Raw genomic sequence first — 12256 nt, 5'->3', positions numbered from 1 at the left:
TCCTTAATGTGAAACTCTTCACATTAAGTCTTATCTATAGTTTACTCTGTGTTCCCCTAAAATACAATATACCCCCTCGTGTATATTTTGTGACAATCTTTTTCCAATGAAAAAGAGGATTCGTGCATGAGGGGCTTCTGACGTTGTAAGATAAAGATAGTGGAAAAGGAGATGGTGATCCGATGGTAGATGAAATGAAGCTCATTCAGCAGCACTTAGCCAATGAACGCACCTATTTAGCTTGGATCCGAACGAGTATTGCCCTTGTCGGGATCGGGTTTTTAGCTACAACGGTCCATATTTCAGCCCTTCCGACGGCAGGGGAGTTGGCGAACAGTCTGGCTATGCTCGTCAGTATTTCCTCCTTGTTTCTTGGCGTAATGACGATTATTGGTGCGACTGTGAACTATTATCATACGCGGAAGAACATCAATGAGAACCGCTTTGTATCCTCCCACCGTATTATTGTCTACATGACTTCTGTGGCCTTTTTGCTGTTTATATTGGTGACCACGTATTTATTTTTTGTATAATACTAGAAAAAGCCTCGCTGACTTTTCAGCGAGGCTTTCCTTGTGTTGGATTTTTTTAAGCGTTACTGAATTCACCTTCATCCGGACGGGATTTTTTAATGAAGAAAGCCATGATGAAACCGGCAACGGCAAAGATCCCAGCAACAATAAAGGAGACGTTTACTCCATGAATCAGGCCTGTCACTCCTTCAGAAGGAATGGTCTGGCTCGTCATGACAGAAACGAGCATGGCCGTACCAACGGCCCCTGATACTTGGCGCATCGTATTGTTCATGGCTGTCCCGTGTGGCATCAAATGCTGTGGCAGCTGGTTGAGTCCTGCTGTTGTTACAGGCATCATCACCATAGCAATTCCGAACATACGGACACAGTTGACGAGAGCCAAGTATAGAAAGGTCGTCGACGGATCAAGGTTCGTAAAAAGGAATGTAGAAACCGTGAGCAGTCCGAGACCGATGATGGCAAGCCAGCGCGCACCGAATTTATCAAAAAGACGACCGGTGATCGGGTTCATGATGCCCATTAACAATGCACCCGGCAATAGCATCAAACCTGACTCGAAGGCCGTGAATCCGAGCATGTCCTGCATGAGAATTGGTAAAATGACCGCCCCACCAATCATGGAAATAAAAACAATCATCCCCAGGGCGGTCGTCAGGGTGAAGACTTTATATTTGAAGATACGGAATTCCAAAATCGGTTTTTCCAATTTCATCTGTCGGGTGATGAAAAGCGTCAACGTGACCGCTCCGACAGCTAAAGAAAGGAGCACCTCCTGACTTAAAAAGCTGGCACTGCCGGCAACACTGAATCCATATAAAAGTCCGCCGAAACCGAACGTGGACAGGATGATGGAAATCGGATCGACTTTCGGGAACGTTTGCTTTGTTACGTTTTTCAAAATGAAGTAAGCGACGATCAAGTCTGCAATTGCAATCGGTAAAATAACGAAGAACAAGCTTCTCCATGGGAACTGCTCGACGAGCCAGCCGGACAATGTCGGTCCGATGGCCGGTGCAAAGGCAATGACGAGACCGAACATGCCCATTGCTGATCCTCTTTTTTCAATAGGGAAAACAAGGAACATAATCGTCTGCATTAAAGGAAGGATAATCCCGGCACCAGAAGCCTGTAACACTCTTCCTGTTAAAAGAACCGAAAAGTTAGGGGCGATCCCGCAGACAAGTGTACCGAAAGCGAACAATCCAACAGCTGTCATAAAGAGTCCTCTCGTAGAAAAACGTTCAATTAAAAAGGCTGTAATAGGGATCATGATTCCGTTCACTAACATAAAGATCGACTGCAGCCATTGCGCTGTATTCGCGTCCAAATTCAAATCGGCCATAATGTGAGGCAGGGCCGTAGCTAACAGGGTCTGGTTTAATATAGCTACAAAGGCGCCTGAAATAAGCACGATCATCAAAGGGACACGATTAATTTCTTGAGATGACATGATTTAACCTTCTTTCTAAATTACTTAGGCAACTAATGAAATATCATACCATAAGAAATGTAATTTGTTCAGTATCCTGCATATAATTCCTATTAAAAAATTAGGCCTCTAATATTATATCGCCGAAAAAACAACGCCTGCTCATGGCAGACGTTGTTTTGCTTAGGCTGTTTTCTTTTTTCCGAAGTAAAAGAGTCCGAAAAAGATACCGATTGCTGTCATGGCGACCGCTACGATCAACGTCGGCCAAGGCCCGAATTGAGCAATGAACGGAACGGATAAGGCCGTCACAAAGCCTCCGCCTAAGAAGGGTTCATAAAAGAGCTGTTTGTATCCGAATGCCTCAAAAGCAGGGGACTCGTTATCAGGATCGACGACGCGCATCAATAGTAACCCTGTTGCAGTGACACCCATCGATTGTCCAAAGTCTCCAATTCCACGTTCAAACCAGTACTGCGGAATCATTCTAGGAGCAAGCACGAGGAAACCGAACAAGTTCCATGCAATCCCTGCAGCCGCTAGAATGACAAATGGAACGAGGTATTCACCGATGACATCCAATGATACTGTAGAGATCGCCGACAGAATAAGGATATCAAGCGCAAGTCCTTGAATTCTGTTGATCATTCTTCGATCAACAAGGTTGTACTTGTCCTTTTTGCTGAAAAAGATTTGAAGAGCGATTCCGCCGATCATCGCGAGCGGGAATAATGGAATATAGCTCATAAAATCGGAACCTATGGTAATAGACTCAAGACCAATCAATCCTTGCAACAATAACCAACCAAGTAAAATAGCTATAAATACGATGGATAAATGGAAAGATAAGGGTTCAATTGATTCCGGGCGTAAGGTCATTTTCCCCGCTGGTTCACGGTTTTGATACTCCATAACTCCACGCTTTCTCAAATTAGAAAAGTCTTCCACGTCTTCAATCACTTTTGTCTTTTTATTACGAACACCCCAGTTGATGAGGATGATTCCAAAAATGACACCGGATAATACACCGATCGTCGCAAGGCCGATGGCTAAATCGAAAGCTTCGGCAAAACCAAGCTCTTCGAAAGTGCTCGCCATACCGGCAGCCGTCCCATGACCACCTTCAAAAGCGACCTCAATCAAAGCTCCTGACATAGCAGGGAGGTCAAAGAAAGGAACTAAGACGAGGACAGCAAGTGTAATCCCGACCACATACTGCCCCCAGCCAACAGACCATCCAAGCGCCAACTGTGGACCAGCGTAATGCCAAATATCTTTTAACTTAGGAATGGCAGCTCCGAGAAAAAGCGAAGCAAATACTACATTGATCATGAGTCCAGGAAGGGCAGACCAAACCTCTGTAATGGATTCTGTCATGACACCATTCGAGAAAAAGCTGTCTTCCGGCATGAATTTTCCGAGTACTTGGGGACCAAGGAAGAGTGCAATAAACCCACCGATAATGGATGAGGGTAAGAATAAATTTTGTAATAACGTCCACTTGACGCGGATGATTTTACCGATCAAAAGGAAGACACCGATATAAAGGAGTGCGAAACCTATTTCATTCGGAGTCATATGGTCACCTCTTTCTTACTGGGGTTATGTTTTCCCATTTGAGTAGTTTTAATATATACTCACTTTCCCTGGTATTTCTTTTGTTGAAACTACATTTTTTATAAAATTTTTTTCCATTTATAACTTCTTCAACTAAAACTCCCTATTGTGGAAGATTCAGTTTAGAGATAACCGGGATTCGTTTGCCTGGTTGAGCGTAAGGGGTGGTTGGGAAGCTACTCGCTTTCCTGTGGAGGAGTGGCGAGCTTCCTCGGGCGGGCTGAAGCACTAAGGGATCTCACCTATATCCTTTCTCCCACGGAAGTCACGCAGATTCCCAACCACCCCATTACATACAGGTGAGATACGAACTCCTTCACCAAGAAGGACTGTCTTCCACTATCCCTGGCTTGCAAGCATAAAGCGCTCTATATCATGCTTTAACATTCGGATTGACACTGGGGAGAGTACGTTGTTCTCCACTTCGCTTGAGCATACCAGCAGAGTTTCCGAGAAGTGGTTTCGAGACACTCCCATGTTAAAGGGGCGGAGGGGAATGGCGAGACTCCTGCGGGAAAAAAGTGCTTGGTGAGACCCCGCAAGGCGTCAGCCTGAGGAGGCTCACCGCGCTCCCGCGGAAAGCGAGTCATTCCCCGCAGCCCCATCCACTCAAAAAACATCTCGAAACTGAGCCTTCAAGAATCCTGCCATATAGCGAAAAATCCCCCGTCTGTTTAGGACGGAGGATTTCGGGTTTTTAAGATTGATTCTTTTCGGTTTTATTAATGAGTGAAGTTCCGACGAGGTCGCCGGTTACGTTTAGGGCTGTCGCTCCCATACCGATTAGAACGTCAACGGAGGCGAGGAGGGCGACAGCTTCCATAGGCAGTCCAACTTGTGAAAACACAGTCGCAATCATAATGATTCCGGCACCTGGGACTCCAGCTGTTCCGACAGAAGCGAGTGTTCCAACAAGGACGATTTGAAGGATGGAGACAAAGCTTAATGGATCACCAATAATGTTGGCTGCGAATACAGCAGATACCGCAATTCGAATAGCTGCACCATCCATATTGATCGTCGCTCCTAAAGGAAGGCTGAAGCCATACAAACTTTTATTCAACCCCATGTTATTCGCAGCATTTAGTGTAACAGGCAGCGTACCTGAACTGCTCTGTGTAACAAAGGCTGTTAACATCGGAGTGCGTGCTTCTTTGAAGAAAGCATTCGGCTTTCGCTTGCTCATAAATAGGAAAAGGATATAAATAGCTAATTGTACAAGTAAACCTACATAAAGGACGACGATGAAGTTCCCTAACTCCAACAGCGTGTTCGCCCCTTGTGTACCAACAACTTCAGCAATAATCGCAAATATGCCGATGGGTACATATTGAAGGATTCCCTTCATGACGATTAAAGTCGCTTCATTCAAAGCGTTTATAACTTTGTACAAATGCCCTCCCAGACTTTGATAAGCGTTGGTCGACCGCATGTAAGAGAGCGCCAAACCAAAGACGAACGCAGTAAAGATGATTCCAAGCAAGTTCATTTCCGTTAAGGCTGTAAGAATATTTTCAGGCACGATGTTTAAGAGCACGCTGGTGACTCCAGGATTATCAGGAACATCCACGGTTTCATTCCCAAGACTCATCCCTGTACCCGGATTAAACAAAGTTGCGACGGACACGCCCACTAATATAGCAAGGGCGGAAGTGCCAAGGTAATAAAGGAAGACCTTTCCTCCCATGCGTCCTAATGAACCGATGTTCGTCTGATTAATACCAACTATAAGGGTAAATAGAATTAACGGTACAATAATAAATTTCAGAAGACGGAGCAATAGGTCACCAAAAGGGGCCAGAACAGCAGCGTCTTCTCCGAACAGGAGACCGACGGATACACCGAGCACCAGGGCTACGGTGATTTTTTTAATCAATGATGTTTGTGTGTAGATTCTCCACAACTTACTCATGGTGAACCCCTCCTTTTTATTAATATTTAAACAGAATAATACTGATTGGTTTACTAAGGTTTACTAGAGTAAGATAAGGCATGTGGTCAAGGATGTCAACGGTGTTGCTTACCATTTACATACTCTTAATCAAAGCCTTCCTCAAATCCCATGCTTTATCTTCTATATAAATTCTCTATTGTAGAAAGGCTCAGTTTTGATAAATTTTTTGAGGTGTTGAAGGGCTTTGTGGGAAGGGACGCATTCACGCAGCCAAAACTCTTGTAAACATCTCGAAATCGAGTCTTCTACTATCCTGCCATATAGTTAAGTATTGCTCAAAGGATAGGGGTTACATGCGGAGTGGGTAAGGGTACTAGGCTTAAAAAGCGTAAAGGAAGTGACGTGTGTCGAGAAGAAAAATGTCGTTGCTCTTGCAGGGGCGAGTGGATATATAGGACAGAACTTAATGGAAAAGCTGAGAAGCCGTGCTGATATCATCGCTCTATCCCGGAATGGAGACGAAAAGGAAGACAGTGACCAAGTGACTTGGCGATCGTGCGATTTATACTCGATGGCTGATGCAGAAAAAGGCCTCGATGGAGCGGATATCGCTGTATATCTTGTGCACTCGATGATGCCCTCGGCTAAGTTGACCCAGGGATCTTTTGAAGATATGGATGTCATCCTTGCTGATAATTTCGCTCAGGCTGCAAAAAAAGTAGGAGTGAAGCAAATCGTTTATTTGAGCGGCATCATCCCTGAAGACCAACCAGGACTTTCCCGTCATTTGAAGAGTCGACTTGAAGTGGAAAAGATTCTAGGGGCATATGGAGTGCCTGTGACAACGATCCGTGCAGGACTTATCGTCGGCCCAAGAGGGTCTTCGTTTCCGATATTGAAAAAGTTAGTCAAGCGTCTTCCTTTTATGGTTCTCCCACAATGGACGAAGACGAAAACGCAGCCAATCGCCTTACCGGACGTCATCGGGTCGCTCGATCAAAGTATCGGCGAAGAGAGCTTAAAAGGACGTTCGATAGACGTTGGGGGGCCAGATGTGATGACATATGACGAGATGATGAAGAAAGTGGCAGGCGTTATAGGCAGGAAACCAATTATGGTCAATGTCCCTTTTTTGACCATTGATTTGTCTAAGCTATGGGTAAGACTCGTGACAGGAGCACCAAAAGAAATGGTGTACCCACTCATTGAAAGTCTTATTCATCCAATGGTCGCCCAGTCCCAAAATAAAGTGGATGGAATCAGTGAAGGGAAAACTCCTTTCGAGGAAGCGGCCGAGTGGGCTCTGAAAGAGGAAGAAAAGCAACCCAGAGAAAAATTGAACAGACCTAACCTACCTGCCATGCAGGATGATGTCCGCTCTGTCCAGCGTATCCCGCTCCCTCAGGGCCATTCTGCAGACTGGATTGGGAAGTACTATGTGAAGTGGCTAGAAAAGGTGTTGAATCCATGGGTGAAAACAACCGTAGATGAAACCCACTGTTGTCATATTGGGGTGATCTTTAATGACATCCCCCTACTGGAATTCACCTATTCAGCCGAAAGAAGCACGAAGGACCGTGCCTTATATTATATATCGGGGGGCCGGTTGACTAACAAAGAGAAAAACGTCAGGGGAAGACTTGAATTTAGGAAAATTCCGGGGAAAGATGAAGCGGTTGTAGCCATTCATGACTATATGCCATCATTGCCATGGTTCTTATACAAATACACCCAGGCAAAGGCACATTTGATCGTCATGGCCTTATTCCGCAGGCATTTGGAGAAATGGGGAACACATGAACCATCGTTTCAAGTTCATGAATAATTTCAGGTAATTGAAACATAATAACCGTGTAAGACATTATGTTTTACACGAGGTGATTAGGATGGGCAACAAGGAAAAAAAGCCGGATCGCCAGTTCAAGGAAAGAAAGAGTCATGGCGAGTACCGGAATGGCCGGAAAGCTCAATTCAAAAACCACAGTACACATTTCGGAGAAGTTCCGAATGAGTACGTAGACCGTGAGCGTTTAGGATACAACGCTGACGCGTAACCAAATCCCCCACACGGCATTATGCCGTGTGGGGGATTTTCTTTCCATTCACAAACTCACGTAGTTCAACTATAGGGGAGGATTGTTGATGACTCAGTTTCGAGATGTTTTTTGAGTGGATGGGGCTGCGGGGAATGAGTCGCTTTCCGCGGGAGCGCGATGAGCCTCCTCGGACTCCGTCCTGCGGGGTCTCACCTAGCACTCTTTTCCCGCAGGAGTCTCCCCATTCCCCTCCGCCCCTTTGCCATATCGATGCCTTGAAACCACCTCCGCACTGAGCCGATTTCACACACAGGTGGATAGGACGCTATTCTGGATGCTAAAGCTTGCTGTAGAGCACTGTGTGCTTATAACGCTAGGATAGTGGAAGATATCCTTTCATCGTAAAGAGGTTCGTTTCTCTCCTGCATGGAATGGGGTGGTTGGGAAGCTGCGAGACTCCCGTGGGAGAAGGAGATAGGCGAGATCCCGCAGGACGTAGTCCGAGGAAGCTCGGCGCTCCCCCACAGGAAAGCGAGTTGCTTCCCAGCCACCCCTGATGCTCAACTCAGCAACGAACCCCGGTTATCCCGAAATTGAGTCTTCCACAATAGGGAGCGTTTGGGGGAGAAGTGGAATCTTACTTAACTGTTCGATCATTTAAGTCGATATTACTAGAAGAGAGAGTCAACTTAAGGGGGATGAACATGGGTTTATTCATGACAAAGAAAAAAGAGGAAGTCAGGCCGCTTGGGGAAGGGTTTACTGGGGTCATTAACATACCAAAAGATTCTGATCTACATACACAGTTTAAAATGGTTCATCTTAGTGAACAGGATTTGGCGATCCTGCAATCATTAAAGCCAATGATCAGTAATCACATCGATCAAATCGTGACCCAATTTTATAAAAATTTGGAAAATGAACCATCCTTAGAACGGATCATCAATAATCATAGTTCTATCGATCGTTTAAAACAGACATTGACGGTTCATATTCAGGAAATGTTCAACGGGACGATTGATACCACTTTTATTGAAAAAAGAAAAAGAATTGCGACCGTGCATTTAAAAATTGGGCTGGAACCGAAATGGTACATGTGTGCTTTCCAGGACCTATTATTATCTTTCATGGACATTTATGAACAGGAGCTTCCAAGTGAGCATTATGGTCAGGCAACACGTGCAACGACTAAAATCCTAAATATTGAGCAGCAGCTCGTTCTTGAGATGTTCCAGGAAGAAGCAGAGGAGCTCCGTCAGATTGAAGTGGAGAAAAGGGAAGAGGCGTATCGTAGAGTGGATCAAATGTCTGAAGAGGTAGCAGCTGTCTCTCAACAGGCGAGTGCATCCACAGAGCAATTGACGGAACAGACAGATAAAATTGTCGGTGATTCCAAAAAAGGTTCCAAAGTCGCTCAACAAGTGGAGCAGCAGTCGATGGATGGGAAGAAGCGCCTGGAAATTCAGCAAAAACAAATGAACCAGATTCAAGAAAACATCAATGAAATCTCTGGGGACATGGAAAAATTGAAGCATGTCGCTGAAGAAATCAGTAAAATCGTAACGATCGTTTCTTCCATTGCAGAACAAACGAATTTACTCTCATTGAATGCGTCGATTGAAGCTGCAAGAGCTGGTGAGCATGGCGCAGGTTTTACCGTCGTCGCAAATGAAGTACGGAAGTTGTCTGAGCAGACGCAGAATTCAGTAGCAGAGGTGTCAGATTTAATCTCCACTACAAGTGGCCAGATCCATAACGTTTCTAGTAATGTCGGCAACATCAACACCATGATTTCTGAAGGTGCAGACAGCATGGATCAAATCAATCAATTTTTCACTGAAATCGTATCTGCGATGGGCCAAAACAAAGCGTATAATGCAGGGATTGAAGCAGAGCTTGAACAATTCGCTCAGGTCATCGAGGAAATCAATGGGGCGGTTTATAAGGTGGCGGCTTCCTCTCAACAGTTGACGGAGCTTACAGATTAGATGTGAAAAGCAAACCAGCTATACATTTCACGGTCAGACGGGGGTAGAACCAGGATACGAGAAGAAGGGGAAGGGGGAGGCCTGAAAAAGTAAGCGCTCCCCGTTCTCAATCCTGATTCTCAAGCCAATCCTTCAATACGATGGCATGGTTGTGCTTTTCATTTTTTGCTCCATACAAAAGAACCACCCGATGGTTTTGAGCGATTTCTTGCAATTCTTTTTTCTTTGATTTTGCCTCCTCAGATTGGTGCAGTTCCTTTTTGTACTTGGATTCAAATTCATTGAATTTGTCAGGGTCATGATTAAACCATTGTCTGAGGGAAGAGGTTGGCGTGAGTTCTTTAGCCCATTCATCCAGTTGCGCCTTTTCTTTTGAAATACCCCGTGGCCACACACGATCAATGAGGATCCGGTATCCTCCTGTTTGTTTTTCATCATCGTAAATACGTTTTAAAACGATGGACATGTATGTTTCTTCCTCCTTTGTTGTGAAAAATAAGAAGCCCTGCACGTTGGTGTGCGGGGCTTCTTTAATGCAAAATTGAATTAGCGTTGAGGATTAACCTCTACGACTTTTTCTTGTGGTACCGTTGCATTTTCCTCATCCGAATCTTCTGAAAGCTCGTCCTTCGCTTCTTTGGCTTTATCTCCAACTTCCTGCAAGTCTTCTCCGGCATCTTTTGCAGTGTTTATAATTTCTTCAGACTCTTCTTTAATATCTTTCGCTTTATCAGCAATTTCTTTCCCTTGGTTGTTAAATACATCTTGAACGGTTGCGGCTGCTTCACTTACAATGTTCACGACATTGCGGACGCGTGTGACAAGGTCATCTTTTTTCGCGGATGGATCCTCTTTCACCTCAGAAGCATAGCCGGAAACCGCATCTTTCGTTGAACGAGTGCCTTCTTTCAGACGCTTTCTTTCTTTAGGATCTTTAATAAGAATGAAAGCCCCGCCGACTAATGCTCCTGTTAAAATAGCAATCGGCAGTTTTTTGTTGCCTCTTTTTTTAGGTGTTTGTGGTTGCTGATTTACATTTTGATTTACATTTTGGTTTTCCATTAGGAAATTCCCCTTTCGGTTGTTAAATTTTTTTGTGCTTCGATACGCATTTTTTCTTTTGTCGCCTGGATGTCTTCGTATTGATTTCTACCCGTATCATAAAATTCCTCTTTTTTGCGGTCATACTTCATTTTTGAAACGGACGGTTCCTTGATCCATATCCTCAAAGCTAATCCACTGACGAAACCGGCGATGATGCCGATGATCCATTCGAGTGCCTTCATGATGAAGTGGTCTCCAACTGAGCGGCTTTCAATGCTTTTCGTTTTTGTGAAAAGTAATACGTTAAAGCAAGAGCTCCATAAACACCACGCCAACCTTCTTCGTTGATTTTTTGTTCGCCTTCATGGGTTGTTTGCTTCAGTGAATAAGTCATATCAACAAGAGAGGACGTAAGCTTCCTTGAAGATTCACCGATATCCCCGACGATATAGAAAAGAGGACTGAGAGCCCGAATCTTTTCATTGACGTCTGCTAATGTGTCGTTACTGTGGTGCAGGACACCTGTCGTTTCTTTCATGACAGAATCCAGTTGCTCTGGCAGTTGATCTACGGTTTTTTTGACACCGCCAAGGACACCTGCCAAGTTGTTCAATGCTTTAATGAGGAAGATAGAGACAATCGCAAAGGCGATTCCGATAATTAAAACACCGATTCCTAAAAAGTCCATTTAAAAAACCTCTCTTCTTTATTGTACTTTTTTTCTCTTCCATTTCAGATAAAGTTCAATAGCTGCATCTCCCCAGCGGAGCGCTTTTGTGACTTTTTCATCTCTTTCATGAGAAGCGTGTGCGACGCTTTCAGAAACGCCTTGAATGGATTGATTGACATGTCCGACCGTGGTACCGACATTGTCAAGGGCATCCATCAGACCATCAAGCGTCTTTGTCTTGGTTTCAATATCTGAAGCGATGTGATTCGTTTTCTTAAGTAAGCTCTCTGATTCTGTTGTGATACCCTGCATCTGCCCTTCGACCTTTTCTAACGTCTGTGAAACACTCGTCATTGTACTCGATGCAGCTTTCAGTGTTTTCACAACGAAGATGGCTATGAATGCAAAGGCAATTGCGATGATGAGTAAACTTATTCCCGCTAATGACATGACTCTTCACCTCTTTTATGTTTTAGGATTTCTCTACCTGCTTTTTGTCAATAGAGAAAAAAAGCCACCGGAGCATCTGCCTCCAGCTGACCCGATTAATTCTTGTAAAGCTATACCACTAATCTTTTTCAATGAAACACTCTCCGCGTTAGAAGTTTATGTAAATTCAAAAGATCGTCCATTTTCCTCAAATTAAGTAAGAGCCGTTTCTTTCCTTTAGTAGGGCCAATGGGCGTGGGAAACTTCTCACTTATATAAGGAAAACCAACCTAGAATCGGTCCGGTCCTCGTAACTCCTTCTTCTTAGCCAGATCAGTCCGTTCGCTGTTGACTGAAACGAATCTAAACCAGATCAAAAAGCAACTCTTCCAAACGACGAACCCTCTTCATCTATCACTATAAAAGTCCTGAATTTGGAATTTTTTGTCTGAGTAAGGTTTTTCCATAAAAGGAAGAGGGAAGTACATATTTATGCAAGCGCTTTCTTATAAACGTTGTTATGAAAGTAAGCAGGAATAATGAGTATGTATAAAAATTCGTCACGATTCGACAAAACTTTTCAGAAAATTTTTATTAATAGCAATTGTAAAAG

12 protein-coding genes are annotated in these 12256 nt (G+C 44.2%); 4 read left to right on the top strand and 8 right to left on the bottom strand.

Annotated features, from left to right (window positions below):
• The first annotated feature begins 182 nt into the window (after positions 1 to 182).
• The gene (locus tag BLS23_RS00825; protein ID WP_089650618.1) at positions 183 to 533 is read left to right on the top strand and encodes a YidH family protein; all 351 of its coding nucleotides are present in this window, start codon (positions 183 to 185) and stop codon (positions 531 to 533) included.
• A 55-nt stretch (positions 534 to 588) separates the two neighbouring features.
• Here the strand turns inward: BLS23_RS00825 and BLS23_RS00820 are convergent, their stop codons facing one another.
• The 3 genes from BLS23_RS00820 to BLS23_RS00810 all read right to left on the bottom strand — a co-directional run bounded on the left by BLS23_RS00820 (position 589) and on the right by BLS23_RS00810 (position 5494).
• On the bottom strand, positions 589 to 1986 hold the full coding sequence (locus tag BLS23_RS00820) for an MDR family MFS transporter (protein ID WP_089650617.1): 1398 nt from the start codon (positions 1984 to 1986) through the stop codon (positions 589 to 591).
• A 162-nt stretch (positions 1987 to 2148) separates the two neighbouring features.
• The gene (locus tag BLS23_RS00815; protein ID WP_089650616.1) at positions 2149 to 3543 is read right to left on the bottom strand and encodes a sodium/glutamate symporter; all 1395 of its coding nucleotides are present in this window, start codon (positions 3541 to 3543) and stop codon (positions 2149 to 2151) included.
• A gap of 736 nt (positions 3544 to 4279) precedes the next feature.
• Entirely contained in the window at positions 4280 to 5494 is a 1215-nt protein-coding gene (locus BLS23_RS00810; RefSeq protein ID WP_089650615.1) for a dicarboxylate/amino acid:cation symporter, read from the bottom strand.
• A gap of 379 nt (positions 5495 to 5873) precedes the next feature.
• On the opposite strand from BLS23_RS00810, the gene BLS23_RS00805 reads away from it, so the two are divergent.
• From BLS23_RS00805 to BLS23_RS00800, 3 genes are all read left to right on the top strand, one after another.
• Positions 5874 to 7301 carry an NAD(P)H-binding protein gene (locus tag BLS23_RS00805; RefSeq protein ID WP_279615109.1) on the top strand — a complete coding sequence of 476 codons (1428 nt, stop codon included), beginning with the start codon at positions 5874 to 5876 and terminating at the stop codon, positions 7299 to 7301.
• Positions 7302 to 7362: 61 nt separating this feature from the next.
• The gene (locus tag BLS23_RS21595; protein ID WP_167355966.1) at positions 7363 to 7530 is read left to right on the top strand and encodes a hypothetical protein; all 168 of its coding nucleotides are present in this window, start codon (positions 7363 to 7365) and stop codon (positions 7528 to 7530) included.
• Positions 7531 to 8216: 686 nt separating this feature from the next.
• A complete protein-coding gene (locus tag BLS23_RS00800; protein WP_167355965.1) occupies positions 8217 to 9500 on the top strand; it encodes a globin-coupled sensor protein in 1284 nt (427 codons plus the stop codon).
• Positions 9501 to 9606: 106 nt separating this feature from the next.
• On the opposite strand, the gene BLS23_RS00795 is transcribed toward BLS23_RS00800, so the two are convergent.
• The 5 genes from BLS23_RS00795 to BLS23_RS00780 all read right to left on the bottom strand — a co-directional run bounded on the left by BLS23_RS00795 (position 9607) and on the right by BLS23_RS00780 (position 11664).
• A complete protein-coding gene (locus BLS23_RS00795) occupies positions 9607 to 9966 on the bottom strand; it encodes a DUF488 domain-containing protein (protein WP_089650612.1) in 360 nt (119 codons plus the stop codon).
• Positions 9967 to 10046: 80 nt separating this feature from the next.
• Positions 10047 to 10562: a hypothetical protein gene (locus BLS23_RS00790; RefSeq protein WP_244157016.1), complete on the bottom strand. Its 516-nt coding sequence runs from the start codon at positions 10560 to 10562 to the stop codon at positions 10047 to 10049.
• Complete coding sequence (locus BLS23_RS21950) at positions 10562 to 10786, bottom strand: hypothetical protein (protein WP_244157015.1); 225 nt, start codon at positions 10784 to 10786, stop codon at positions 10562 to 10564. The genes BLS23_RS00790 and BLS23_RS21950 overlap by 1 nt, the downstream gene beginning before the upstream one ends.
• Positions 10783 to 11232, bottom strand: coding sequence for a DUF948 domain-containing protein (locus tag BLS23_RS00785; protein ID WP_089650611.1), 450 nt, complete (start codon positions 11230 to 11232; stop codon positions 10783 to 10785). The genes BLS23_RS21950 and BLS23_RS00785 overlap by 4 nt, the downstream gene beginning before the upstream one ends.
• A gap of 18 nt (positions 11233 to 11250) precedes the next feature.
• Positions 11251 to 11664, bottom strand: coding sequence for a DUF948 domain-containing protein (locus tag BLS23_RS00780; protein ID WP_089650610.1), 414 nt, complete (start codon positions 11662 to 11664; stop codon positions 11251 to 11253).
• Positions 11665 to 12256 lie beyond the last annotated feature (592 nt).

This window comes from Halobacillus aidingensis (assembly GCF_900104185.1).
GTDB lineage: Bacteria > Bacillota > Bacilli > Bacillales > Halobacillaceae > Halobacillus > Halobacillus aidingensis.
Note: the sequence above shows the minus strand (reverse complement) of the source record. Positions and strands in the feature narration are given on the sequence as shown.